This is a genomic window from Novosphingobium sp. BL-S-21 (assembly GCF_055521655.1).
Window position 1 is genome coordinate 1,673,609 of the sequence record NZ_CM145496.1, and the last position, 25,257, is coordinate 1,698,865.

Genomic DNA, 25,257 nt, shown 5'->3' on the forward strand with positions numbered 1-25,257 from the left:
GCTCCCCGGCCCTTCAAGTTCCGAAAAACGGCCGCTCAGTGCCGGGGCGGGTCGATCAGTTCGCCCTGGTTGCCCTCGTCCGCCTCGCCGATTTCCTGGTGCTGCCGGATCGTCTGCAAGGCGCGGGCCCGGGCAGGATCGAAAACATCGAAAGCACCCTCGAACCCCATGCCGATCGCACGGTCCTTGCGCTTGCGCCGCGCGCGCCGCATCATCCGGCCGATCAGCGCCGGCATGGCGATCAGCAGAACCAGCGCCGTGCCCAGGACGACGAACGCTTCCATGGTGCCCCCTTGTCCTGCCCTCGGCGCCCGGATCAGCTGTCCGCGCTGCGGCTATCGAAGAAGTTGCGGCTCGCCTCGATCGCCGGACGGTTGGCGAAGGCCCAGGCTCCCAGTTCCTTCACCGGCAGCGAAAGCGAGCGGCCGAGGTCGCTGAGCGCATATTCGACGCGCACGGGTACGCTGGGATGAACGGTGCGCAGCACCAGCCCGTCGCGCTCCAGCGCCCGCAACGTGCGCGAGAGCATCTGCTGCGAGATGCCGTCGATCGCGCGCTTCAATTCGTTGAAATGACGGTCGCCTTCCAGCAGCGTCATGACCACCAGCATCGACCACTTGTCCCCCACCCGGCTGAGGATATCCCCGATCACCCGGCAGGCGCCGGCGGAATGCACCATGTCCGGCCCGGCGGCGGAGACCGGCGCAGCGGGAACCTGCTTCTCAAGGGTAGTCATCTTCATGGTACCTGGTCCTGAAAAAATGCGCTCTTGGCGTTCTTCGCAGTGCAACATAGCTAGAGCCAGTCATTATTCCAGACCAACGCCATTTTCCAGACTGCCCTTCCAGAAAGGCCAAACGTCATGAAGCTTCTCCACCTCGATTCCAGCATCCTCGGCGAAAACTCCGTCAGCCGCGCCGTTTCGGCCGCGATCACCGCCTCGCTGACCAAGGCCGATCCCTCGCTGGAGGTTTCCTACCGCGATCTCGCCGCCGAGGCCCTGCCGCACCTCACCCTCGACGTGCTCGGCAATCCTGAAGGCACGCCTGAGCTGGCCGAATTCCTGGCTGCCGACGTGGTCGTGATCGGCGCGGGCATGTACAACTTCACCATCCCCAGCCAGCTCAAGGCCTGGTTCGACCGCGTGCTCGTGGCCGGCAAGACCTTCCAGTACACTGCCGAAGGTCCGCAGGGCCTGGCCGGCGGCAAGAAGGTCTACATCGCCCTTTCGCGCGGCGGTTACTACGGCGAAGGCCAGCCCGGCGCCGCGGTCGAGCATGCCGAGAGCTATCTGCGCGCGGTCCTGGGCTTCATCGGCATCACCGATCCCATCTTCGTGCTCGCCGAAGGCATCGCCATCGGCCCCGACGTTCGTGAAAAGGCGCTTGCCGACGCCCTTGCCGAAGCAGGGACCCTGGCTGTCCCGGCCTGACATCCAAGGCATCTTCCGGCCGCGCGGTCGGGCACAAACGGGCGCCCGCCCGTTTTTGAGCGGCACCGGCCCGGGTTTGACCCGGGCCGGTGCCGCAAGCCATTCGGAAGTGATGAGCCCACCAAGCAAAGACTCGCTGGAAATTCCCGTGAAGGCTTGGTAATCGGCCGATCCATGAGCACGCAGCCCGAAACCGTCTACACCGATTCCCACCGCGTTTCCTGCGACGGGGCCACCGACATCCGCGCCGCCGGCAACTATGTGCCCGCCGCCCTCGGCCACCCGCGCGTGTGGCTGGAGATCGACGAGAAGGGCTATGTCGACTGCGGCTATTGCGACCGCCATTTCGTCCTGAAGAACGGCCCCGCCGACCAGCGCGCAGCCTGATTCGCATTCCGGGCGCGACCGGGCCCATGGCGGCCCGGCGCCCGAACCTGCCTTCCTCTTCCAGCTACTTGCGTCCTCCCAGCCGGGGAACGCGGGAAAATCCAAGTCTTGCACGCTTGTCATAAACCGGGCAGCATCCCGGTCCGGGAACAGCATGGAGGAAAGCCATGGACGACCTGGACCGCATGAAGGCGAATTCCGGCCCGGATACCGAACGGGGTCCCGGCACGACTCCCGGCTTCGAATTCAATCACCCGACGATCATCAGCCTGCTCTATCTGGCGTCCTGCATCACCGGCGTCACGGCGATCGTGGGCGTCGTCCTTGCCTACGTCTGGCGCGGAGAAGCCGGGGGTGGTTGGGAACGATCGCATTACCAGTACCAGATCAACACCTTCTGGATCGGCCTGGTCGGCTCGGTCCTGGGCGTGCTGCTCCTGGTCGTGGTGATCGGCTTCCTGGTGCTCATGGCCGTGGCCGTGCTGGTGATCGCGCGCAGCGTGATGAGCCTGCTCAATGCACAGAAGCACGAGCCCATGCCCGATCCATCGACTTTGTGGATCTGAACGCCGCCGGCGTCGGTAACCGAATGATAAGAATGATACGCCATATATCGTTTAAAGGGATGCCGGGGGGCGACTGCCTGTGAACATGCTCAGAATACGTGCGCATCAGCGCTATGCCCTTCGCCGCGAAGCGAGCATCCTGCGTGGGTCACGCCGGATCGGCACCGGGCTTCTTGTGGAAGTGTCGCAGGAAGGCTGCCGGATCGGCTGCGTCATGCCTGCCGACCTGCTGCCCGACCCCATCGAGAACGGCGAAGTGCTGCTCATCGCCCCGGATGGCGCGGAGCCGTTCGAGGCGCGGGTGCGCTGGAGCGGCAACGGCACGCTGGGCTTCCGTCTCCTGCGCGCTTTCCACCATCATGAGCTGGACAGGCTGATTCGCACTTGCCGGGGCGAATTCGACGCCCCAGATGCGCGCGAATACGGAACCTGAGGACACTTCTTCCCCCATGCCAAGACCTTACCGCCGGCCCTCGCACCGGCGCTGGCACCCGGCTTCGATCTGGCTGCTGCTGCCCCTCGTTCTGGTGGCCGGGCTCTATCTCTGGCACGACCAGCGCAGTGGCGCGCCCACGCTGGGCGGCGGCCTGTTTCCCGCCGCGCCCGATACCGAAACCGCGCGCTTCGCCCATTGCTCGGGTCCGGTGCGCAAGACCTGCGTCGTCGATGGCGACACCTTCTGGTACCAGGGCACCAAGATCCGCATCGCCGACATCAACACCCCCGAGACCAGCACGCCCGAGTGCCGGGACGAGGCGCAACTCGGCGCGGAAGCGACGCGCCGCCTGATCGCCCTGCTGAACGCCGGTCCCTTCACGCTCCAGCCCGGCGGCGATGGCCGCGACAAGGACCGCTACGGCCGCGCCCTGCGCATCGTCACCCGCAAAGGCCGCAGCCTGGGCGCGACGCTGGTGGAGGAAGGCCTGGCGGAGCAGTGGCAGGGGCATCGCCGCAGCTGGTGCTGACCGGCACACCGCCAGGAAACGGACCGGCATGGAAAAGGGCCCGGAAGCGCTGCTCCCGGGCCCTTTCCTGTTTCTTTGTGAACCGGCTTATTCGGCCGCTTCGGTCGCACCGAACATGTCGGGTTCGGTACCGTCGGCCACGAGCACTTCGTCGTTGGCCTTCACCTTGCGGCGCGAATCGAAGTTCGACCACACGTCGTTCCAGTTGCCGCGCGTCGCGCCCTTCGAATATTCCGTCGAGCGGGTTTCGAAGAAGTTCGCGTGCTCCACGCCGTTCAGCAGCGGCTGGAGCCAGGGCAGCGGGTGATCCTCGATCAGGTAGATCGGGTTCAGGCCCAGCTGGCTGAGGCGCCAGTCGGCGATGTAGCGGATGTACTTCTTGATGTCCTTGGCGGTCATGCCGGGGACCGGACCCATCTCGAAGGCCAGGTCGATGAAGGCGTCTTCCAGGCGAACCGTGGTCTGGCACTGGTCGGCGATGTCGTCCTTCACGGCCTTGGTCAGGCAGTTACGCTCCTGCACGAAGGCGTGGAACAGGCGGGTGATGCCTTCGCAGTGCAGCGATTCGTCGCGCACGGACCACGAAACGATCTGGCCCATGCCCTTCATCTTGTTGAAGCGCGGGAAGTTCATCAGCATCGCGAAGCTGGCGAAGAGCTGCACGCCCTCGGTGAAGCCGCCGAACATGGCCAGCGTGCGCGCGATGTCCTCGTCATTGTCGACGCCGAACTTCTGCAGGTAATCGTGCTTCGCCTTCAGCTCCTCGTATTCGAGGAACATGCCGTATTCGCTCTCGGGCATGCCGATGGTGTCGAGCAAGTGCGAGTAGGCCGCGATGTGCACCGTCTCCATGTTGGAGAAGGCGGTGAGCATCATCTTGATCTCGGTCGGCTTGAAGACGCGCGCGTACTTCTCGTGGTAGCAGTCCTGCACTTCCACGTCGGCCTGGGTGAAGAAGCGGAAGATCTGGGTGAGCAAATTGCGCTCATGCTCCGAGATGTTCTGCGCCCAGTCGCGGCAATCCTCGCCCAGCGGCACTTCCTCGGGCAGCCAGTGGATCTGCTGCTGCGTCTTCCAGAAGTCGTAAGCCCAGGGGTATTCGAAGGGCTTGTAGGTCTTGCGGGCTTCGAGAAGGGACATGGGCGGACAACTCCGGGGGTTCGATTCGCATGGGGCGCCGGGCGATTCGAAAGGCCGGTATGCGGCCTTTCGCGCCTTTCCCGGCGCATGATCTTGGAGGCCCGGAGCAAGCTCCGGGGCCGATGCCCGCCACGATACCCAAATTTGATCGTTTTTGGAGCGGGTTGGCAAAAGTTTGCACAGCAAAAAGGCACATCTTGCGCCTTGACCAATATGGGGACGCAAGGGCTTGTGGGCCAGCGGTAAGTGGCGAATCGTGGAACCGGGCCGGTTTGCAGCGCTTTCTCCCTTATCGACAAGCCCGTCCCGCCCTTCACGGAGGAATAAGCCATGCCCCCTTCACCATCGGACTTCGACCCCGTCCAGACCTCCTGGCCCACCGAATCGGGCGTCGTCAAAAAAGGTATGACGGTGATCGCGGCGGACGGCAGCGCGATCGGCACGGTCGATCATGTCGACGGGCAGGAAGTGGTGCTGGAAGGCGAAGGCTCGTCCTTCATCGCGGTGTCGGAGATCGACGGCGTCGACGGCGACCGGATCCTCCTCTCCCCGCGCGGCGATGCCACCTTCGGACTAGGGGCCGAGCCCTGAGCGCGCCGGGCGCGGGAACCCTGATCCGCCCTGCCGCGGCCTCGCACGAGCCGTTTTGCCTGCGGGACCAAATGCCGGAACGAAGCGCCGAAGCGGGCCGTTAGAAAGGCAGATACTCTTAACCGCACAGGAGAACCCCTCATGTTCGAGAAGCTTCGCATCCGTGAGCACATGGAAGTCACCGATTATACCGGCAAGCATGTCGGGACCATCGACGAGGTCAAGGACGACCAGCTCAAGCTCACCCGGTCCGACAGTTCCGATGGCGCCCACCATTTCATCGCTTTCGACAACGTGGACCGCATCGAGGACAACCGCGTCTACCTGAAGGAAGGCACGCCGATCCCCATGGGCGCCGGCACCAACTGACGCCTTCGTCCCTGGATGACAGATAAGGGAAGCGCGCCCGCTTCCCGACGGAACCCCGGCCTCCCGCCCCCGGACGGCCGGGGTTCCTGCGTCTGCCGCCGCTCTTCGCTCGGGCGATGGGCGCGCAAGTTATGATACACAAAGGCTAGCAACTCTTCCCAAGCCCGCGCGCGGCTGATAGCCCGTGCAACAAGAACAGAAGACGGGCCAGAATAACAGGTAACGGGGGAAGAGCCGTGATTGCACGCCCAAGCACTGCCGCGCTGCGGCTCCTGATCGCGGCCCTGCTGCCGCTCGCCCTGACCAGTTGCGACAAGCCGGCCCAGCCGATCGAACAGGCCATGGTCACTGACCCGGACGAATGGCCGAGCTGGGGCCGCACCGGCAGCGAAGCCCATTATTCCCCGCTCGATGCGATCGACACCGACACGGTAGGCCGGCTCAAGCTCGCCTGGCACTTCGACCTCGAACCCGGCTATACCGCCAGCACGCCGCTCATGGCGGAGGGCAAGGTCTTCCTCACGTCCGGCCACTCCCACATCCGCGCGCTGGATGCCGTGACCGGCAAGCAGCTCTGGGAATACGACGGCGGCACGCGCGAGCGCGCGACTTCGGCGCTCCAGATGTCCTGGGGCAACAAGGGCATCGCCTATGAGGCCGGCGAAAACGGGGCGGGCCACGTCTTCCTTGTCACCACGGACGGCTACGTGATCTCCCTTGATGCAAGAACCGGCAAGGAAGTCTGGAAGACATACGACTTCCCGGACGATTCCCCGCGCAATTCCAACGGCGCCCCGCGCGTGTTCGGCGGCAAGGTGATCGTCGGCTTCGGCGGTGCGGACATCAGCCCGGCGCGCGGCTTCGTCTCCGCCTACGATGCGCGAACCGGCAAGCTCGCCTGGCGGTTCTACACCACGCCGGGAGACCCGGTGACGCCCGGGAACGAAAAAGCCGAAGCGGTCATGCGCAAGACCTGGCCCGGCGGCTGGACAAACCCCGACGGCACCCGCCGCGGCGGCGGTGGCACGGCCTGGAACGCCTTCAGCTACGATGCCGAACTCGGCCTCGTCTACCTCGGCATCGGCAACGGCTTTCCCTATAATCAGGCGAAGCGCAGCCCCGGCGGCGGGGACAACCTGTTCCTCGCCTCGATCGTGGCGGTGGACGTGAAGACCGGCGCTTACAAGTGGCACTACCAGGTCTGCCCTGCAGAGCAGTGGGACTGCACCGCCACCACCGACATGACGCTGGCCACGCTGAAGATCGACGGCAAGGACCGCAAGGTGCTGATGCAGGCGCCGAAGAACGGGTTCTTCTACGTGATCGACCGCGCGACCGGCCAGTTCATCTCGGCGCAGAAGATCGCCAAGGTCACCTGGGCCGACCATGTCGACGGCAAGACCGGACGCCCGGTGGAAAATCCCGGAATCCGCTATGCCGGCAAGCCCGGCCTGTTCGAACTCTGGCCCGGGCCGACCGGGGCGCACTCCTGGATGCCGCAGGCCTACAGTCCGCTCACCGGGCTGGTCTATCTCCCGGTCATCGAACAGGGCGCGCTCATCGGCGACGGCCAGAAGGGCGGCGGCGAGATCACGGCAGGCATGGGCGTGACGCTGATCCCCGAAGTGGACCTGCCGGGCAGCCACAAGAGCTTCCTGCGCGCCTGGAACCCCGTCACGCAGTCGCTCGCCTGGGAAGTGGAGCTGCCGGGCAACTGGCCGGGCGGCGTCATGGCCAGTGCCGGCGGCCTGGTGTTCCAGGGCCAGATCGACGGCAGGTTCGTGGCGCGGGACGCCAGGACCGGCAAGCAGCTCTGGTCGTTCAAGACCGAAAGCCCGATCGTGGGCGCACCGATCACCTATCGCATGAACGGGCGGCAGTACGTCACCGTCATCACCGGCAGCGGGGGCAACGGCGCGGGGATCAATTCGCCCGGCAATGCCGCCTTCCGTACCGACTATCGCCTGCCGCGCCGGGTCCTCACTTTCACGCTGGACGGCCAGGACACGATTCCGCCCTTCGTCATGCCGGACCTCGTCCCGCCCACCGATCCGGACTTCAAGCCGGACCTCGCCCGCGCCCAGGCCGGCGCCATGCTGTTCGGCACGCGCGCCTGCCTGGTCTGCCACGGCTGGAACGCCGTGGGCGGCGGTGCCGCGCCGGACCTGCGCTATTCCCCGATCATCACCGATGCGGCCACGTTCCGGCAGGTGGTGAAGGAAGGCGCCCTCAAGATGAACGGCATGCCGCCGTTCCCCGCCTTCACCGACGAGGAACTGGAAACCATGCGCTTCTACTTGCGCGCCAGGGCCCAGGCCGCCCCGGCCGAGCAGAAGGCGCTGCTGGACAAGGCCAGGACCGCGCAAGCCAGCCATGCAAAGCCGCAGGACTTCGCGGGCACCTGGAACATCGTGATCCAGACCCCGGTCGGCGCGCAGAAGGCGGTCATGGTCCTGAAGGTGGCGGGCAATGTGGTGACGGGCAAAGTCAGCGCCGACCAGGGCACGGTGGAAGTCGCGGGGGGCGTGAAGGACGGCCGCGCGAAATTCCAGGGCAAGGCCTCGATGCCCATGCCGATCACCGTGAGCTACGACGTCACGGTGCGCGACGGCAAGCTCAGCGGCGAAAACGCCAACGGCCCCTTCGGCAGCTTCCCCCTCGCCGGCACGCGCCCCCAGGCGCGGTAGCCGGGGCCATAGAAGGGCGGAGGGCCTGGCTCTTGCCGGCGGGACGACAGGCCCCGGAGCGGCGCGCGCTGCTCTCCTGAGCCTTCTTCCGTGGCCCGCACCTTGGCACACACGGGAATCGGTACGGACGTTTCCGATCAACAGCCGCCCCCGAACCGCAAGACGTTCCGGGCGGGCTGGAACACGTGATTGACAAGCGCTTCTCGTTTTATGGCTTTGCAGGCTATACCCATATCGATTCCAACGTGCCGACCCGCGACTACAAGGGCTTCGTCGGCCGTCTGGGCATTCGCTGGAACATCGGCCTTACCAACTGACCGCAACAGCACCGGGAGCCAGGCAATGAACAGGTTTACCGCCGTTACCGCCCCAACCGCCGCCCTGGCCCTTGCCCTCGCGACCGGGCTGGCCACGCTCGCCGGCTGCGCGGCAGACGGCGCCCCGCCGCCGTCTGCAGGCCCGGCCCCCACGCCTTCTGCCAGCCCCGCCGTTCTGGCCGGCACCTCCTGGAAACTCGTGCAGTTCCAGTCCTCGGATGACGCCCAGGGCACCAGTACGCCGGGGGAGGGTCGGAGCTATACCCTGGAGTTCGCCGCCGACGGCGCGCTGGGGATGCAGCTGGACTGCAATCGCGGGCGCGCCACTTACACGGCGGCGCCCAGCGGCGAAGGCGGCACCCTGTCGATCGGTCCGGTCGCCTCCACGCGCGCACTCTGCCCGCAGCCGGACATCGGCCAGACCCTTGCCGCCCGCCTGCCCGACGTGGCCAGCTATACTTTGCGCGGCGGCCACTTGTTCCTTGCCCTCAAGATGGATGGCGGCATCTTCGAACTCGCGCCGCTCTGAGCCGCCCGGCGTGACATCCCGCACTTTCGGCACCGACCGCAGACAGGGCCGAGCCTGGTTGGCGCGCATCTGCATGGCGTTGGCCGCAGCCTGCTGTCTCGTCGGTGCCGCGCCGCCGCAGCACCCTTCCGTCCCGGAAGTGCTGGCCTCGGCCGTCCCCGCCGTGCGCCAGAAGGACGCGCCCCCTCCGCCGCCCAAAGCCGACGACGCCTCCGACCCCGCCCTCACCGCCGGCTTCGAGGCCGATGCCGCCAGCGCCAAGGCCATCCTGCGCAAGCCCCCCAGCCGCTTCGATTACGACGAAGTGCACAAGCTCAACCTGCTGCGCGACCGTCTGGCCGCCGACCGCGACCTGGCGCGCGAACTGGCCGATCGCAGCAACCTGGACGCGCGGATCATCCAGGCCCAGATCAATGCCCTCGGCCCGCTGCCCGAAACCGGCAAGACGGAGGCCTCGGCCATTACCCAGCAGCGCAAGGCACTGGACGCAAAGCTCTCCGTGGCGCTCGCCCCGGTGCTGCGCGCCCGAGAGGCACAGGCGCGCGCGGCAACGCTGGTGACCGATCTCGACAACCGGATTTCTACCATCGAACGCCTGCGCAAGGGCGAGCGTGCCCGCTCGGTGCTGGACCCGCGGCTGTGGGTGGATTTTGCCTGGGACGTGTCGCGCGGCATGAGCCTGGTGGCTCACAATGTGGCCGGGGCCTACGCCAGGGAAGGCTTCGGCGGCCTGGTCGGCCGCCTCTTGGGCGCCGCAGCGCTGGTGCTGCTCGGGCCGTTCGCCTCCACCTGGGCCTTGCGCGCGGGCAGCCGCGCGCTGGAAAAGCGCATTCCCACCAGCCAGCAGCTTTCAAGCCGCCTGCCTCTCGTCGTGCTGGAGGACGTGACCGGCGCGATCGTGCTGTTCTTCGGCATCGGCTGCACCATCGGCGCTTTCGTCCTCGTCCTGAAGCCGTTCATGGCCATGCCCGCGCTGGTCACGCTGAGCGTGCTGCTGGTGCTGGCGGCGCTGATGGTCGCCGTCGCCCACTGGCTGGGCCGCAGCACGCTGCGATCCCCCTTCACGGAACTGCGACTGGTGCAATTGCGGCCGGAACTGGTGGACAAGGGCGTTTCGACCGTCCGCTGGATCGGCATCGTCATGGCGCTGGAGGCCGTGGTGGAGGGGCTGGAACAGGGCGGCTTCGCCTCCGGCACCGTGATCGACCTGATCTCCGCCCTGCTGCTGATCGGCGGAGGCTGGTTGATCTGGACCCTGGCCAACCTGCTGCGCGACGGCCGCCAGGAAGAGGCGCACGAAAAGCACACCGTAGGCGATGCCCTCGATTTCGCCGCCCCGTTCAGCCGTGTCCTGAAGCTCCTGGTGATCGGCAGCGTGAGCGCCGCCGCGATCGGCTACATCGTGCTCGCGCGCGAGATCTTTTCCGACGTCGTTGCCTCCATCGCCATCATCGCCATCGCCATCTTCCTCCACCGCCTGATCTCCGCCGTGCTGGACATGCTCGCCCAGGGCCGGCTCAAGCGTTATCACCGCACCCTGCACATCATCCCGATGGTGACGGGACTGCTGCTCACGCTCGGCACGCTGCCGCTGCTGGCCGTGACCTGGGGCTACAACAGCCGCGAGATCGGCGACGGCATCGTGGCGCTGCGCAGCGGCGTGACCATCGGCCGCGTCAACCTCTCTGCCGGAGACGTGCTGACCTTCTTCTTCGTTTTCCTGGGCGGTTACGCGATCACCCGCTGGCTCAAGCGCGTGCTGGACCTGACGGTGCTGCCGCAGTTCGGGCTGGACCGCGGCTCGCAGGCCTCGATCGTGACGATGATCGGCTATGTCGGCGTCGTCCTCGCCACCGTGCTCGCCATCGCCAGTACCGGGCTGGACCTGTCGAGCCTGACGTTCGTGGCCGGGGCGCTTTCGGTCGGGCTGGGCTTCGGCCTCCAGTCCACTGTCGAGAACTTCACGAGCGGGATCATCCTGCTGGTCGAACGGCCGATCCGCGAGGGTGACTGGATCGAGGTCGGGAATTTCTCGGGCATCGTGCGCAAGGTCTCGGTGCGGTCCACCCATCTGGAGAGCTTCGACCGCCACCAGATCATCATACCCAATTCCCAGCTCATCACCGGCAGCGTCAAGAACCTGAGCCTGGGCGCGGCTCTGGCCCGCGTGGTGGTGCCGGTGAACGTGGCCTACGGCTCGGACCTGGAGAACGTGCGCATCGTCCTGCTAGACATCGCCGCCACCCATGCGGGCGTGCTGCAATCGCCCGCGCCCACGGTGACGCTGGACGGCTTTGCGGAAAGCGCCGTCAACTTGCGCCTGCTCGTCTTCGTGCCCGATGCGACGGATGGTTCCGCGATCGCCTCGCAGCTCCGCTTCACGATTGCCCAGCGGTTCGGCAAGGAGGGCATCCAGATGCCCTTCCCCCAGCGCGAAATCCACATCCGCAAGGATCGGGACGCCTAGCCCGCCGCGACGGGCGCCAGCTGCGCAGCGCCGGGCAAGTGCCGCGCAGCGCCGGGAAAGCGCCTCGCGGCCCGCTCAATCTCCAGCGATGGTCATCCCGTCGACGCGCAAGGTCGGCACGTTGATGGCGCGGTGCCATTCCAGGTCGTTGGCGGCGCTGAGGCCCGCGAACATCGCCAGCAGGTTGCCCGCCACCGTGAACTCCGCGATCGGTCCTGCAATCTGACCGCCGACGATGCGAAAGCCGGAAGCGCCCCGGCTGTAATCGCCGGTCACGCCGTTGACGCCGTGGCCGATCAGTTCGGTGATGTAGACCCCGTCCTCGATGTCCGCCATCAGCGCTTCCGGCGTCGCCGTGCCGGGCTGGAGATGCAGGTTGCCCACCGAGACGCCCGGCGCCCCGCCGCCGCCGCGCGCGGCATGGCCGGTCGGCGCAAGGCCGAGCTGGCGGGCCGAGGCGCTGTCCAGCAGCCAGCCGGTGAGGCGGCCGTCTTCCACCAGGTTGCGCGTCCGCGTGGCCAGTCCCTCGCCGTCGAACGGGCGCGAACGCAGGCCGCGCCGCGTGTGGGGTTCCTCCACCAGGACGATGCCCGGCGCGAAGATCTGCTCTTCCAGGCGGTCGAGCAGGAAGCTGGAGCGGCGCGCGATGGCGCTGCCGGAAATGGCGCCCGTGAGATGACCGATCAGCGAGCCGCCCACCCGCGGGTCGAAGACGACCGGCATCGGCCCGCTGGCCATGCGCCCCGGATTGAGGCGGGCCACGGCGCGTTCGCCGGCCAGCGCGCCGATCTCGGTGGGCGGCGGCAGATCCTCGCGGTGATGTGCCGAGCGCCAGGCATAGTCACGCTGCTTGGCCGAACCTTCTCCCGCCACGATCGACACGCTGACCGAGTGGCTGGTCGAGCCATAGGCGCCGGCAAAACCATGGCTGGTGGCGAGCGCGAAGACACCGCTGCCGGCGCTGGCGGTGGCGCCATCGGAGTTGGAGACGCCGGCAATCGCGCGGGCGGCTTCCTCCGCCTCCAGCGCGGCGGCGCGCAGCGCCTGCGGGCTGGGCTCGGCCGGGTCCAGCAGGTCGAGTTCGGGCCAGGGCGCGCGGGTCAGCAGGTCTTCAGGCGCCAGCCCCGCGAAAGCGTCTTCGGGCGCTGCCTTGGCCATGGACAGGGCGCGGGCGGCGAGTTCGTCGAGCGCCTGGGGGGAAAGATCGGAGGATCCGATGCTGGCCGAACGCCTGCCGACGAAGACGCGCAGGGAAATATGCTCGCTTTCGGACCTTTCGACATCTTCCAGATTGCCCAGGCGCACCTGGATCCCCTCGGACGAACTGGCACCGAACACGGCGTCGGCGGCATCGGCGCCGGCCTTGCGTGCACGGTCGGCGAGGTCCTGGGCGCGGTCGAGCGCTTCCTGGGGGCTGAGCATCTCTTCGGGTCTCCATGCCCTGCGAGACCGGCGCGATACCGGCACAGGGGGAGCGCAGCCCTAAACTCCGCGGCGGCCGAGCGCAAATCTCGCGTGAGGATCGTTCACGCCGTCAGCAGGGAAAGGCCCTTGAACAGCCCGGTGATCGCGAAAGGAAGCCCGATCGCCAGCACCCACAGGAGTATGCGGTCGCGGCGGAAATAGGGGCCCAGCGCGGGATCGTGGGCCTGCTCGTCGTCCAGCCGGTTCCAGCGCGCCTCGAACCGGCGGCAGGCCGGAATGATCGCGACCACCAGGATCACCAGCGCAAGATAGGGCAGCAGCGATTCGCCGTGGGCCTTGAGCGCGCCCACCGTCACGAAAATCTGCAATGCGGTGTAGACCAGCAGGGCATAGGCGATGTTGTCGCTCATCTTGCGGCGCCAGTCGGTTTTCGACCAGTCGTGCAGGGAACCGCCTTCGGGCGCCACGGGCTTGTCGGGAAGATGGCCGCCGCGCGATGCGGCAAGCGGATCGGGCAGGGAACCGCGCGCATCCAGGGTTCGGTTCCGGGGCAGGATCCCGGTGCGAGGCGCCGTATCTTGTTTGCCGATCCTGTCCATCATGGTTGTCCCGTCTTGTCTGCGACCTTTGATCTATCCTGGAACCCACTAGATCACTTGAGCGCGTGGATTTCAAGTTTACCCTACAACCCGCAACAATCTTGCCCGGTTCCGCAAATGCGCCGAACCATGCAGGAAACCTGCCATTTGCCTCCATATCCGGGAATTGCCCGCTTGCCGAGCAACGGGGGCATGCGTAAACCGCTCTGAACATGACCGGAACCACCGAACTCCCCCCGCACCCGGCTGACTCCGGGCCGGACCGCCAAGGTGCAGGCCACCACGTGCCAACCGTCGCCGAAGCCGGCGGACTCGAAGTGATCTCGATCGCCAAGAGCTACGACAAGCGCGCGGTGCTTACCGACATCTCGCTGTCCGTCGCCAAGGGAGAGGTTCTCGGCCTGCTCGGCCCCAACGGCGCCGGCAAGACGACCTGCTTCTATTCGATCATGGGCCTGGTGCGCCCCGATTCGGGCCGTATCCTGATGGACGGCGTCGACGTGACGCGCCTGCCGATGTACCGCCGCGCCGTGCTCGGCCTCGGTTACCTGCCGCAGGAAACCTCCATCTTCCGCGGGTTGACGGTGGAACAGAACATCGGCGCCGTGCTCGAACTCAACGAGCCCGACAAGAACGTCCGCGCCAGCGAGCTGGAACGCCTGCTCGACGAATTCGGCCTCACCCGCCTGCGCTCCAGCCCGGCCATGGCGCTTTCGGGCGGCGAGCGCCGCCGCTGCGAAATCGCGCGCGCGCTGGCGGCCAAGCCCTCGATCATGCTGCTGGACGAACCGTTCGCCGGCATCGACCCGCTGTCCATCTCCGACATCCGCGACCTCGTGCGCGATCTCAAGACGCGCGGCATCGGCGTGCTCATCACGGACCACAACGTGCGCGAGACGCTCGACATCGTCGACCGTGCCTGCATCATCTACGGCGGCCAGGTCCTGTTCGCCGGCAGCCCCGAAGCCCTGGTGGCGGACGAAAACGTGCGCCGGCTTTACCTCGGCGAAGGCTTCACGCTGTGACCCTCGCGGCAGGCTCATGCCTGTCGAAAGGCCCGCTCACGCAGGCCCGCTAGGCCATGGCCCTGGGACCGCGCCTGGACCTCAGGCAAAGCCAGTCGCTGGTCATGACCCCGCAGCTCCAGCAAGCGATCAAGCTGCTGGCGCTGTCCAACCTCGAAGTGGAAACCTTCATCGGCGAAACGCTGGAGGCCAACCCCCTGCTCGACGTGGGCGGCGAACCGGCTGCATCGGCCTCCGAAACCGTCGACGTGCCCGAGGAAGCGCGCCGCACCACGCTTGAGGAATCGCCGGTGGACCGGCTCATCGGCGAAGGACGGGGAGAGGACGACCGCCCGCTCGATATCGACGCTTCCGCGCTCGACCGCGACCGCGACACCGGGGAATGGTCCGCCGACCTGCGCCTCGGCGGCGGCGAGGAACTGCCCGCCATCGAGGAACGCGGCCGGGGCGAAGCGACCCTGGTGGAGCACCTCGAAGCGCAAGTCGGCGCTGCCACCGGCGACCCTCTGCTGGCCGGGATCGCCCGCTACCTGATCGGGCAACTGGACGAAGCGGGCTACCTGCCGGTCGCGCTCGCGGAAATCGCGGAAGACCTCGCCGTCGATCCGGCCGAGGCGGAGGCGGCACTGGCCGTCGTCCATTCGCTCGATCCCACCGGCGTCGGCGCGCGAACCCTGTCCGAATGCATCGCTCTCCAGGCGCGGGAGGCCGACCGCCTCGACCCGCTGATGGCGCGGCTGATCGACAATCTCGACTTGCTCGCGCGCGGCGAACTGGCCCGGCTCAAGCGCATCTGCGGCGTGGACGACGAGGATTTCGCCGACATGCTGTCCGAGCTGCGCGGCTACGACCCGAAACCCGGCCTGCGCTTCGGCGGCGAACCCAGCGCCGCGGTCACCCCGGATATCCTCGTCACGCCGCGCAGCGACGGCGGCTGGAATGTCGCCGTCAACCGGGCCAGCCTGCCGCGCCTGATCGTCAACCGCAGCTACTATGTGGAATTGAAAGGCACATGCGCCGACAAGGGCTCGCGCGCCTGGCTCTCGGAAAAGCTGGCGGATGCGAACTGGCTGATCAAGGCGCTGGATCAGCGGCAGAAGACCATCCTGAAAGTCGCCAGCGAACTGGTGAAGCAACAGGAGGGCTTTTTCAGCGGCGGCATATCGCAGCTCAGGCCGCTGACTTTGCGCACCGTGGCCGAGGCGATCGGCATGCACGAATCGACCGTCAGCCGCGTCACCTCGAACAAATATCTCAGCTGTCCGCGCGGGACTTACGAACTGAAGTTCTTCTTCACCTCGGGCGTCGCCGCCACCGGCGGCGAAGGCGCCTCGGCCGAAGCGGTCAAGGCGGCCATCCGCCGTCTTGTCGACGCCGAAGATCCCAAAGCCATCCTGTCCGACGATGCCCTGGTGGACCTGCTGAAGGACAAAGGCTTCGAACTGGCCCGCCGCACCGTCGCCAAGTACCGCGAGGCCATCGGGCTGGGCAGTTCCGTGCAGCGCCGCCGCCAGAAGGCTATTGCTGCGGTGCGGTAAGAACTAAGCAAGCAGATGATAAACAAGACATGTTAAATGCTTGTTGTGCTTAGTATAATTCTATTTGAATTGTTTCGATTCGTGATAGCCTTCTTTCCATGAAGTGCACCGGACTTGCGACCAACCGCAAGCTCGTGACGTCGCAAGAACGCGGTGTACCCATGGAAAGGATTGCCGATGTCCTACGTCGATCGACATTCCACAAAAAGTCTGGCCAACGGAAGCCAGAAGGCGCTCACCGGCGGCATCGTGGCCTTGATACAGGGTGGGCTCGTCCTCGCCCTGGTCAACGGTTTCGCGGTCACCCTGCTCAGGAGCGATCCCCCGAAGAACCCCGAAGCGACCCAGATCAGGCTGGAACCTATCCCGGTTCCACCTCCTCCCGAACCCCAGGCGCAGCCCGATAGGCCCGTGGACCAGCCGCTGCTGACCGCCCCGACGCCGCGAATCCAGCTTCCTGCCCAGGATCCGGTTCAGGTCTCCACCACGGTGCCCACGGCCACGCCCAGTTCCTTCGAACCCACGGAGAGAGTCGCGGTGGCGCTGCCCACGCCAACCGAGACCCCGGCCCGGTTCCAGCCGCGCGGGGCGCTTCCCAGCAATGCCGCATCGGGCTGGGTCACCACGCAGGACTACCCCACCGCGGATTTGCGCGCCGAACACCAGGGCAGCGTCCGTTTCAGGCTCGACATCGATGCGCGCGGGCGCGTCAGCCAATGCGCCATCGTCGCGTCGAGCGGCTTCACCGGCCTCGACGAGGCCACCTGCAAATACGTCAGCAGGCGTGCCCGGTTCGAACCGGCCACCAATGCCGAAGGCCAGGCCGCCTCCGGCAGTTACCTGGGGACGATCCGCTGGATCATCCCGCGGGACTGACCTCGAAACCCCCAGAGGTCACCCGCCCGGAGCGGCACCGCTTCCGCACTTTGTGTGCCGCTCCGGCTGATGCTCCCGCCCTCGGTGGGGGATGGGCCTGCTTCGCATATCGCGGAGCAGGCCCGCTTCTTGCTTGACCCGCTTCTCTCATGGCCCGGATCGGTCCTTCTCGGGACAATTCCCTAGCCCCCCTTCGGACTTGATACACCGCATCGCTTTAGCTCTCGGCAGGAACGCCCTCTTCCGCCGGGAGCCGCCTGATGATTCCGAAGAGCTTCCATTTCATCTGGGTAGGCGATGAGGCCCGTCGCCCCGACAATTGCATCGAGACCTGGCGCGCTGCCCATCCCGATTGGCAATTCCGCCTCTGGGGCAATGCCGAACTGGACGGGCGGAACTGGGTGAATGCGGCTCACATGCGGCAGATGGCCCCGCGCGAACTCAACGGCGTGGCAGACATGATGCGCTGGGAAATCCTGGTCGAACATGGCGGCCTGGTTTTCGATGCCGATTCGATCTGCCTGCGCCCGCTCGACGAAGCCCTGCTCGACTGCGAGGCGTTCGCCTGCTGGGAAAGCGAAATCGCCCGCCCCGGCCTGATCGCCGCCGGCTATTTCGGATGCGAGGCCGGCAATGGCTTCGTGCGGCAAATCGTCGAGGACATCGCTGCCAGCCCCTCGGTCATCGGCGACATGGCCTGGAAAACCGTGGGTCCACAGCGCCTGACCGACTGCTACCGCAAGTTCGCCTATACCCCGCTGCGCATCTACCCGAGCCACATGTTCATCCCGCGCCACTTCACGGGCGTGACGTATGGCGGCAGCGACCCGGTCTATGCCCATCAACTCTGGGGCTCCACCCTGCGCACTTACGAGGACATGCACAGGACCGACATCGGCGCCATGGCCAGCCAGTCCCGGCAGCCCCCGGAAACGGCGCCTTCATCGGCGCCGGCAGTGACAGCACCCACTCCGGCAACGCCATCGCCATCACCCCCGCCGCGCGCATCTCCGCTCGAAGGCATCCACGCCCCTTACTTCCTGCAGCGCGTGCAAGTGGGCGCCGAACTGGCCTCGCTCGGCAGGATGGAGGTTCTCGCCAGCCTGCTCGCCGGTCAGCGGGTGCTGCATGTGGGCTGCGCGGACTGGCCGATTACCGATCCGCGAACCTCGCTTCATGTCCAGCTTGAAGCGCATTGCCGGCAACTCGATGGGCTCGATCCCCATGGCGAGGCGCTCGAACAGCTGCGGCCGTTCGTGACAGGACGGCTGTTCACCGACTTCGCGCAAGTCACGGACAGCTACGATGTCGTACTCGTTCCCGAAGTCATGGAGCATGTCGCGGACGTCGAGGCATTCCTCGGTGAGATCGCGGCGGTGGACGCCAATCTCTTCCTCATTTCCGTGCCTGACGCCTTCCAGTGCCGGTCGCGCCATTTCGACTACGTGGCCGAAACCGAGACGTTCCTGGAAGCCGTCCACCCCGATCACAACGTCTGGTATACGCCCTATACTTTCGCCAATACCCTGCGGAAATACAGCGGCCTGGAATTGCAGCGGATGTGGTTCTTCAACCGCATCTCGCTCCTCGCGCTTCTGAGCAAGCCAGTGCAGGCCGCGCCGCCGTGAGCGAAGCCCGGGGGCCGCAACCCTCGGCCGAGAGCCGCGACACGCCGCCTTGATGCGTCTCTACGACTCCATCACACTCGGCTTGCTAGAGCGCTCGATCATGCCGGTCGTGCTCTGCCCGTCCCACGTATAGAAGGCGTGGCTCTGCTGGACGAGCGGGAAGTCCGCGGGCCAATCCACCGGCTTGGCGAACCCGCCGCGCGAACGGACATTGACGAATGTCGTGCCCGCGATCGCCACGCGGCGGCCGTCGACGGTTTCGAGCACGCAGGACACATCCTCACCGCCGGTGACGAAGCGGCGCAGCCACGGCACTTCCACCGGGCGCGCGGGGGTGCGGACACCGTCGGCATCGATGATCCAGCCCTCGGCATAGTTCGGCTCGCCGTCCTCGCGCGGGGGATAGATATTGAAGCCGAAGGCGCGGCCATCGGGAAAGACCGCCGATTGCCAGCAATGGCCCCAGAAGCCGGCGAAGGCGCGAAAGCCGGTGCGCCGAATGCGCAGCCCGTTGCCCTTGAACGGGCGGGCCACGCCGTCGACGGTGAGCGTGCCGCTGCAGCGAAAGAGCTGCTCGTAGCGCGGGCTCATGAAGCTGCCCTGCTCGCCGCCAAGCGCTGCGGCCGCTTCGGGCAGGAGCGATCCCGGCACCCAGGGCGGCGCGGCCATGTCCATTTCGGCCGCGATCTCCAGGTCGCTCCAGCGGGTTTCCTTGAAATCGGGATCGTCGATTATGGCCTGTGCCGAAGTCTCCGCCGCCTGCCCCCGGTAGGAGACGGTCCAGCGGCGGAAGGGGTCCTCGCATTCGAAGCGGACGGGGCCGGTGCCGCGCACGGTCGGGCGGCCATCGGCACCGTAAGGTGCATGAACCGCTCCGTCCCCGCGTTTCGAGAGCAGGCGGCCATCGGCAAAGGCAACGTCGAGCCAGAATTCGTGCCTGTCCCAAGCATTGCCGACCGCCTCGACGCCGATCCGCATGGCGAAGAGGCCGTTCTCCTCCTCGATCCACACGTTCACGGCATCGCGCAGCCCGTCATCGGGCTTCTCCGCGACGACGAACTCGCGTTCTTCCGGGACGCCGCCGGTAAGATCGAATGCTGCGGTGGCCATGGCTCTCCCTTCCCTGTGTCGGGAAAGGAGGCTGTCATGGCGAAGACGTCAGGTCACGCCCGGGCGCGTACGCCGGGGCGATGACTCGTCAGGCGTAGGGCGGCTTGTGAAGACCCTGGGGGCTGGTGGTGAAGATCTCGCAGCCGGTTTCGGTGATGCCGATCGAATGCTCGAACTGCGCCGACAGCGACTTGTCGCGCGTCACTGCCGTCCAGCCGTCGGACAGCAGCTTTACCGGCGGCTTGCCCAGGTTGATCATCGGTTCGATGGTCATGAACATGCCGGGCTTCAGCAGCGGCCCGGTGCCGGGGCGGCCGGCATGCACGACTTCGGGTGCGTCGTGGAACAGGCGGCCGAGGCCGTGGCCGCAGAATTCGCGCACGACGCCGTAGCGGAACGACTCGGCATAGGCCTGGATCGCCGCGCCGATGTCACCCACGCGGTTGCCGGGCCGGGCCTGCTCGATGCCGATCATCAGGCATTCGTACGTCACCTCGACCAGGCGACGCGCCTTCAGCGAGACATCGCCCGCCAGGTACATGCGGCTGGTGTCGCCGTGCCAGCCGTCCAGCAGCGGCGTAACGTCGATATTGACGATATCGCCGTCCTTGATCGCCTTGTCGGAGGGAATTCCGTGGCAGACCACATGGTTGATCGAGATGCAGCACGAATGGGCATAGCCGCGGTAGCCCAGGGTGGCGGGCACGGCGCCGCCGTCCAGCGTAAGTTCGCGCACTTTGTCGTCGATGGCGGCCGTGGTCACGCCCGGCTGCACCATCGGTGCGATCTCGTCGAGGATCATGGCGGCAAGGCGGCCGGCCCTGCGCATGCCCTCGAAGCCCTCGGGGCCGTGCAGCTTGATGGTGCCGTCGCGCAGGACGGTTTCGCTTCCGGGTTCGACGGTCTGGTATTCGGTCATGAGGGCTACATAACAATTGCGCGCGCAAAATGCGAGATCACGCGTGAGCGCGCGCTATTGCCTTTTCCGCCTTGCTATTTCGCCACCGAGAAGCTGGATCGGTACTGCGGCTTGAGAGCGGCCATGACCGCGCCCGTCACCGGCACCGTCACTTCATAGCTGCCCTCGGCATAAGGGCCGGCATTGTAGGGCGGCACGAGCAGGCCGATGCGGTCGAACGTCTGCCGGTTGGTCGAGCCCAGGATCACCACCTGCTCCACCGGATCGATGCATTCGGAGAACATCTCGTCGCTCTTGTCGATCGGGCCGCCGCGGCGCTTGACGCGCTCCTTGTCGAGCGCGGCGCAGAACGCGGTGCGCAGCGCCTTGGACAGGGCTTCCTTGCTGGTGAAGAGGTCGATCGGCTTGCGCGCGGTTTCGGCATGGCGATCCCAGAGAAGCCCGTCGAAAGCGGTCATGCCGTGAGCGCCGCCCGAATAGACGTAGGATTCCGAGGACAGCGAGAGCCACCCCGGCAGGCTGGTCACGACCTTCCAGTCCTCGCCGTAGCTGTAGGCGTGGTAAGGGAAGTCGTTCTTCTTCGCTTCGGCCTGCCCTTCTCTGGCGCTGCTCACCAGATCCGCGCGGGACGTGTCGAGCTGCTGGTCGAGATTGGCCTTGAGCCCCGGAATCGCGCCTGCGGCATCGGGATAGGAATAGGAGAATTCGTAAAGATCGTTCTCGGTCTTCTCCGCGCGGCCGCCGCCCACGACGACGTCACCGGCCTCGGTGCTGGTCTCCGTCGTCGTTTCGGTAGCGCTCTCGGTCTGGGCCGAAATCCCGGCCGATGCGGTTTCCGACGGGGCAGGAGCGGACTTTTCGCCTTTGCAGCCGCTCAGCAGCAGGGCCGCAGTTGCAGCGGAGACAAGACACCAGGCACCAGATCGCATCATTTTTCCTCTCGGCTCATGCTCGCAGCAAGGCTAGAGAATGGGACCATGACCGACAAGAACGCATTGATTCAGCCCGATCGCGGCCAGAAGGCCGTCGCCATCCACCTCGTTTCCAAGGACGGGGAGAAGGATGGACTGGAACAATTCATCAAGGGCCTGTCGGTTTCGCAGCGCGCCGCGCTCGAAGCGCAGAAGTTCGTGGGCGATGCGGGAAGCCATGCGATCCTTCCCGATGGCGACGGCTGGCTTGTGGCCGCAGGCGTATCCGATCCGGCCAGACTCACCACCTGGTGCCTGGCGAAGCTGGCCGATGTCCTGCCCGCCGGCACTTATCGCCGCGCTGGCGCCGATGGCGCCAAGGCCGAGATCGGCAAGGCCGCGCTGGGCTGGATCGCCGGGCAATACCGTTTCGATCGCTACCGCTCCGAGCCGTCCGAGGAAGGTCCGCGCATTCTCCTGACCACCGAGGTCAAGGCGATCGACGCGATGATCGCCGAGGGCGAGGCGATCGAGCTGGTCCGCGATCTCGTCAATACCCCGGCCGAGGACATGGGCCCGGGCCAGCTCGAAACCGAGGCGGAATCGCTCGCCAAGGCCTTCCGTGCGGAGGTGAAGATCACCCGCGGAGAGATGCTGGAGCGTGAATACCCGATGGTCCATGCCGTCGGGCGTGCAGCTGGTCGTGCCCATGCACCGCGCCTGATCGAGCTGGAATGGGGCGACCCCAAGCATCCCAGGATCGCCGTCGTCGGCAAGGGCGTCTGCTTCGATTCGGGGGGCCTCGACATCAAGCCCGGCGCGGGAATGCTGCTGATGAAGAAGGACATGGGCGGCGCCGCGCACGCCTTGGCCCTCGCCCGCCTGATCATGGGCGCGAACCTGCCGGTGCGCCTGCATCTGGTGATCCCGGCGGTGGAGAACGCCATCGCCGGCAATTCCTTCCGCCCGGGAGACGTGCTGCGCAGCCGCGCCGGCATCACCGTGGAAATCGGCAATACCGATGCCGAAGGCCGCCTGATCCTGGGCGACGCGCTGACCCGCGCCGGCGAGAAGGAGCCTGAACTGGTGATCGACTTCGCCACGCTCACCGGCGCCGCGCGCGTCGCCGTCGGCCCGGACCTGCCCGCCCTGTTCGCCCGCGACGACAAGACCGCGCAGGACATTCTCGATGCCGGGCTTTCCGTGGACGATCCCTGCTGGCGCCTGCCGCTCTACGATGGCTACCGCGAATACCTGAAGTCCGACATTGCCGACATCAACAATGCCGGCTCCAGCGGCTTCGCCGGGGCCAGCACGGCGGCGCTGTTCATGGACCGCTTCGTGCCGAAGGGCATGGACTGGGCCCACTTCGACACTTTCGCCTGGCGCCCCGCCGCCAAGCCCGGCCGTCCCAAGGGTGGAGACGCCCTCGGTCTGCGGGCGGCGTGGCTGATGTTGCAGCGGCGCTACACCGGCGAGGGCCGCTGAACTTGCGTCTTGGCCATGCCCCCGCTAAGCGCGCGCATCTTTGCATTTGGAGAAGCACCCGCGTTGGCCACTGAGGATTCCTATACCCGCCCTCCCCGGATCGATGGACTGCTGGCCATGACCGGACCGAGTGTGACCGCGGATCCCGGATGCCTTCCCGTGCGCGGCGATCTGGCGCACATCAAGCTGGCCGGTCTCTACTTCGTGCCGCACTATGCGGTGCCGATGCCGCATGTGGTGCTGGACGGCGCCGTGCTGCGGGTGATGAGCCGCGCCGATGCCGAAGCGATTCGCGACCTGCCCTCGGGCGACACGTTCAACGTGCTCGACATGGCGGGCAACTGGGCCTGGGGCCAGCTGGGCGAAGATGGCCAAGTCGGCTATGTCGCGCTCGACGCATTGAAGGCACATAGCTGATGACGAAGACGGTCTTCATCGACGGCGCCGCCGGAACCACCGGCCTCGAGATCGCCGAACGGCTTGCCGGCCGCGCCGAGTTCGAACTGGTCGTCCTCGATGAAGCGCGCCGCAAGGACGACACGGCCCGCGCCGAAGCGCTGAACGCGGCTGACTTCGTGATCCTCTGCCTGCCCGACGAAGCCGCCAAGGCCGCCGTGGGCATGATCCGCAATGAGACCACCCGCGTGATCGATGCGTCCTCGGCGCACCGCGTGGCGCCGGACTGGACGTACGGTTTCCCGGAAGTGATCGGCCGCGACGCCGTGGCCGCCGCGCGCTTCGTCAGCAATCCGGGCTGCTACCCGACCGGCTTCATCGGCCTTGTCGCGCCCTTGGTGAAGGCGGGGCTGCTGCCTGCCGACTGGCCTTACGTCTGCCACGCCGTCTCGGGCTATTCCGGCGGCGGCAAGGCACTGATCGCCCGTTTCGAGGAAGACCGCGACGTGGCCTTCCGCGCCTACGGCCTGGCGCTCGGCCACAAGCATGTGCCTGAGATGGTGGCGCATGTCGGCCTCTCGATCGAACCGATCTTCGCGCCGGCCGTCGTCCCCGCGCATCGCGGCATGCTGGTGGAAGTGCCGCTGCACTTGTCCGCCATGCCCAAGGCAGGATCGCCGGCCGATCTTCGCGCCGCCCTGGCCGATTTCTATGCGGAGAGCACGATCGTCTCCGTGATCGACGACCAGCCCGACGAACTGCTGCTGCGCGCCTCGATGGACCCGGTCGACACGCTGACCTTGCGGGTGCTCGGCGCGCAGGACGGATCGCAGGCGCGCCTCGTCGCCATGCTTGACAATCTCGGCAAGGGCGCGAGCGGCGCTGCAGTGCAGAACCTCAACCTCATGGCGGGCCTCCCCGAGACCGCCGGGCTGAGACTCTAAACCCCAATACATCGACCGCGCAAAGAAGGCGCCGGAAGCCCCAGCGGTTTCCGGCGCCTTCTTGCGTTATCTTACGGGCCTCGCTTTTCGCCTGCCCCCCTCCCCCATTCGTTCGCCCGTGCGTTCCTCCAGCTCTTCGTCATTGCGAGCGCAGCGAAGCAATCCAGGGCGGCGCGGCGCGACTCTGGATTGCTTCGCTGCGCTCGCAATGACGAAGGTGGGTGCTGCACTCGCAGAGCAGGTAGGCATGGGCCAGCACGGGGGTGACGGGTTCGAAGCAAGCCTTCCCTCGCCCCCACAGCACCCGTGCACAATTTTGAGGCAGGGCGTGCCCGAAACTTGAACACATAATGTCGCCAACCCGGCGCCGCTCGCATGACTCAGAGCATTTGGGATGTCGAAACCTACGATTCCGGTCTTTTCGCGGCTGCACAGTTGGCCTACGAGAGGGCCATCCGCATTGGCACGATTCTTGATGGGAATCGCGCGCGAGGCATCTGGTTCCCGGACCGGAATTGTCTTCGGAAAAAGATCCGGGACCATGCAGGGGTCAACACAGGCGTGAAAAAGATCGAAGCTATCATCAAGCCGTTCAAGCTGGACGAAGTGAAGGAAGCACTGCACGAAGTTGGCGTTTCGGGCATCACCGTCACGGAAGCCAAGGGCTTCGGCCGCCAGAAGGGCCATACCGAACTCTATCGCGGCGCCGAATACGTCGTCGACTTCCTGCCCAAGGTGAAGCTCGAAGTGGTCGTTCCCGACGCACTGGCCGAACGCGTGGTGGAAGCCATTGCCGACGCCGCGCAAACGGGACGCATCGGTGACGGCAAGATCTTCGTCGTGCCGGTCGAAACCGCCGTGCGCATCCGCACCGGCGAGCGGGACGACGACGCCCTGTAAATCACGGGAAGCGAAAAGGCTTCGCCCGCGAAGGATTTTCGAGAGCGC

Annotated in this window: 27 protein-coding genes; 19 read left to right on the forward strand and 8 right to left on the reverse strand. The window is 66.5% G+C overall.

Going from position 1 to position 25,257, the window contains the following annotated elements; all coding sequences use genetic code 11:
• Positions 1–35: 35 nt before the first annotated feature.
• Positions 36–284 (reverse strand): hypothetical protein, encoded by a 249-nt coding sequence (locus ACZ1J6_RS16355; RefSeq protein WP_465127524.1) that lies wholly within the window; start codon positions 282–284, stop codon positions 36–38.
• A gap of 32 nt (positions 285–316) precedes the next feature.
• The gene (locus ACZ1J6_RS16360) at positions 317–742 is read right to left on the reverse strand and encodes a winged helix-turn-helix transcriptional regulator (protein WP_465127525.1); all 426 of its coding nucleotides are present in this window, start codon (positions 740–742) and stop codon (positions 317–319) included.
• A gap of 120 nt (positions 743–862) precedes the next feature.
• Here ACZ1J6_RS16360 and ACZ1J6_RS16365 point away from each other — a divergent pair, with 120 nt between their 5' ends.
• The 5 genes from ACZ1J6_RS16365 to ACZ1J6_RS16385 all read left to right on the forward strand — a co-directional run bounded on the left by ACZ1J6_RS16365 (position 863) and on the right by ACZ1J6_RS16385 (position 3,350).
• Positions 863–1,432 (forward strand): FMN-dependent NADH-azoreductase, encoded by a 570-nt coding sequence (locus tag ACZ1J6_RS16365; protein ID WP_134094643.1) that lies wholly within the window; start codon positions 863–865, stop codon positions 1,430–1,432.
• A 174-nt stretch (positions 1,433–1,606) separates the two neighbouring features.
• Entirely contained in the window at positions 1,607–1,819 is a 213-nt protein-coding gene (locus ACZ1J6_RS16370; RefSeq protein WP_132264813.1) for a zinc-finger domain-containing protein, read from the forward strand.
• Positions 1,820–1,986: 167 nt separating this feature from the next.
• Entirely contained in the window at positions 1,987–2,385 is a 399-nt protein-coding gene (locus tag ACZ1J6_RS16375; RefSeq protein WP_465127526.1) for a DUF4870 family protein, read from the forward strand.
• Positions 2,386–2,470: 85 nt separating this feature from the next.
• Complete coding sequence (locus tag ACZ1J6_RS16380; protein WP_132264811.1) at positions 2,471–2,818, forward strand: hypothetical protein; 348 nt, start codon at positions 2,471–2,473, stop codon at positions 2,816–2,818.
• Positions 2,819–2,834: 16 nt separating this feature from the next.
• Positions 2,835–3,350 (forward strand): thermonuclease family protein, encoded by a 516-nt coding sequence (locus tag ACZ1J6_RS16385; protein WP_243654155.1) that lies wholly within the window; start codon positions 2,835–2,837, stop codon positions 3,348–3,350.
• 87 nt (positions 3,351–3,437) lie between these two features.
• Here the strand turns inward: ACZ1J6_RS16385 and ACZ1J6_RS16390 are convergent, their stop codons facing one another.
• Positions 3,438–4,490 carry a ribonucleotide-diphosphate reductase subunit beta gene (locus ACZ1J6_RS16390; RefSeq protein WP_132264807.1) on the reverse strand — a complete coding sequence of 351 codons (1,053 nt, stop codon included), beginning with the start codon at positions 4,488–4,490 and terminating at the stop codon, positions 3,438–3,440.
• A gap of 330 nt (positions 4,491–4,820) precedes the next feature.
• Here ACZ1J6_RS16390 and ACZ1J6_RS16395 point away from each other — a divergent pair, with 330 nt between their 5' ends.
• The 6 genes from ACZ1J6_RS16395 (at position 4,821) to ACZ1J6_RS16420 (ending at position 11,450) form a co-directional block, all read left to right on the forward strand.
• Entirely contained in the window at positions 4,821–5,081 is a 261-nt protein-coding gene (locus ACZ1J6_RS16395; protein ID WP_132264805.1) for a DUF2171 domain-containing protein, read from the forward strand.
• 141 nt (positions 5,082–5,222) lie between these two features.
• Positions 5,223–5,450, forward strand: a complete 228-nt coding sequence (locus ACZ1J6_RS16400; RefSeq protein WP_132264803.1) for a DUF2171 domain-containing protein — start codon at positions 5,223–5,225, stop codon at positions 5,448–5,450.
• A gap of 236 nt (positions 5,451–5,686) precedes the next feature.
• Positions 5,687–8,137 carry an outer membrane protein assembly factor BamB family protein gene (locus tag ACZ1J6_RS16405; RefSeq protein WP_465127527.1) on the forward strand — a complete coding sequence of 817 codons (2,451 nt, stop codon included), beginning with the start codon at positions 5,687–5,689 and terminating at the stop codon, positions 8,135–8,137.
• 185 nt (positions 8,138–8,322) lie between these two features.
• Complete coding sequence (locus ACZ1J6_RS16410; protein ID WP_465127528.1) at positions 8,323–8,454, forward strand: hypothetical protein; 132 nt, start codon at positions 8,323–8,325, stop codon at positions 8,452–8,454.
• Positions 8,455–8,479: 25 nt separating this feature from the next.
• Positions 8,480–8,983 carry an META domain-containing protein gene (locus ACZ1J6_RS16415; protein ID WP_166675275.1) on the forward strand — a complete coding sequence of 168 codons (504 nt, stop codon included), beginning with the start codon at positions 8,480–8,482 and terminating at the stop codon, positions 8,981–8,983.
• Positions 8,984–9,056: 73 nt separating this feature from the next.
• Positions 9,057–11,450, forward strand: coding sequence for a mechanosensitive ion channel family protein (locus ACZ1J6_RS16420; RefSeq protein WP_465127529.1), 2,394 nt, complete (start codon positions 9,057–9,059; stop codon positions 11,448–11,450).
• A 75-nt stretch (positions 11,451–11,525) separates the two neighbouring features.
• Here ACZ1J6_RS16420 and ACZ1J6_RS16425 read toward each other — a convergent pair whose 3' ends face one another.
• Both ACZ1J6_RS16425 and ACZ1J6_RS16430 read right to left on the reverse strand, forming a co-directional pair.
• A complete protein-coding gene (locus ACZ1J6_RS16425; protein WP_465127530.1) occupies positions 11,526–12,872 on the reverse strand; it encodes a TldD/PmbA family protein in 1,347 nt (448 codons plus the stop codon).
• A gap of 104 nt (positions 12,873–12,976) precedes the next feature.
• Positions 12,977–13,477 carry a hypothetical protein gene (locus ACZ1J6_RS16430; RefSeq protein WP_314464939.1) on the reverse strand — a complete coding sequence of 167 codons (501 nt, stop codon included), beginning with the start codon at positions 13,475–13,477 and terminating at the stop codon, positions 12,977–12,979.
• 209 nt (positions 13,478–13,686) lie between these two features.
• Here ACZ1J6_RS16430 and lptB point away from each other — a divergent pair, with 209 nt between their 5' ends.
• From lptB to ACZ1J6_RS16450, 4 genes are all read left to right on the forward strand, one after another.
• Positions 13,687–14,499: an LPS export ABC transporter ATP-binding protein gene (lptB, locus tag ACZ1J6_RS16435; RefSeq protein WP_243654152.1), complete on the forward strand. Its 813-nt coding sequence runs from the start codon at positions 13,687–13,689 to the stop codon at positions 14,497–14,499.
• Between the two features lie 56 nt (positions 14,500–14,555).
• On the forward strand, positions 14,556–16,037 hold the full coding sequence (gene rpoN, locus ACZ1J6_RS16440) for an RNA polymerase factor sigma-54 (protein ID WP_465127531.1): 1,482 nt from the start codon (positions 14,556–14,558) through the stop codon (positions 16,035–16,037).
• Between the two features lie 177 nt (positions 16,038–16,214).
• On the forward strand, positions 16,215–16,913 hold the full coding sequence (locus ACZ1J6_RS16445) for an energy transducer TonB (RefSeq protein WP_442044994.1): 699 nt from the start codon (positions 16,215–16,217) through the stop codon (positions 16,911–16,913).
• Positions 16,914–17,173: 260 nt separating this feature from the next.
• Positions 17,174–18,541: a glycosyltransferase gene (locus tag ACZ1J6_RS16450; protein WP_465127532.1), complete on the forward strand. Its 1,368-nt coding sequence runs from the start codon at positions 17,174–17,176 to the stop codon at positions 18,539–18,541.
• Between the two features lie 60 nt (positions 18,542–18,601).
• On the opposite strand, the gene ACZ1J6_RS16455 is transcribed toward ACZ1J6_RS16450, so the two are convergent.
• From ACZ1J6_RS16455 to ACZ1J6_RS16465, 3 genes are all read right to left on the reverse strand, one after another.
• Entirely contained in the window at positions 18,602–19,651 is a 1,050-nt protein-coding gene (locus ACZ1J6_RS16455) for a hypothetical protein (RefSeq protein WP_465127533.1), read from the reverse strand.
• Between the two features lie 88 nt (positions 19,652–19,739).
• Positions 19,740–20,570, reverse strand: a complete 831-nt coding sequence (gene map, locus ACZ1J6_RS16460) for a type I methionyl aminopeptidase (RefSeq protein ID WP_465127534.1) — start codon at positions 20,568–20,570, stop codon at positions 19,740–19,742.
• A 74-nt stretch (positions 20,571–20,644) separates the two neighbouring features.
• A complete protein-coding gene (locus tag ACZ1J6_RS16465) occupies positions 20,645–21,499 on the reverse strand; it encodes a DUF4163 domain-containing protein (RefSeq protein WP_314464950.1) in 855 nt (284 codons plus the stop codon).
• Positions 21,500–21,547: 48 nt separating this feature from the next.
• On the opposite strand from ACZ1J6_RS16465, the gene ACZ1J6_RS16470 reads away from it, so the two are divergent.
• The 4 genes from ACZ1J6_RS16470 to ACZ1J6_RS16485 all read left to right on the forward strand — a co-directional run bounded on the left by ACZ1J6_RS16470 (position 21,548) and on the right by ACZ1J6_RS16485 (position 25,209).
• The gene (locus ACZ1J6_RS16470; protein WP_465127535.1) at positions 21,548–22,969 is read left to right on the forward strand and encodes a leucyl aminopeptidase family protein; all 1,422 of its coding nucleotides are present in this window, start codon (positions 21,548–21,550) and stop codon (positions 22,967–22,969) included.
• Between the two features lie 117 nt (positions 22,970–23,086).
• Positions 23,087–23,386: an SH3 domain-containing protein gene (locus tag ACZ1J6_RS16475; protein WP_134094654.1), complete on the forward strand. Its 300-nt coding sequence runs from the start codon at positions 23,087–23,089 to the stop codon at positions 23,384–23,386.
• Positions 23,386–24,309 (forward strand): N-acetyl-gamma-glutamyl-phosphate reductase, encoded by a 924-nt coding sequence (gene argC, locus ACZ1J6_RS16480; RefSeq protein ID WP_465127536.1) that lies wholly within the window; start codon positions 23,386–23,388, stop codon positions 24,307–24,309. The genes ACZ1J6_RS16475 and argC overlap by 1 nt, the downstream gene beginning before the upstream one ends.
• Positions 24,310–24,870: 561 nt before the next feature.
• A complete protein-coding gene (locus ACZ1J6_RS16485) occupies positions 24,871–25,209 on the forward strand; it encodes a P-II family nitrogen regulator (protein WP_008832116.1) in 339 nt (112 codons plus the stop codon).
• Positions 25,210–25,257: the final 48 nt, after the last annotated feature.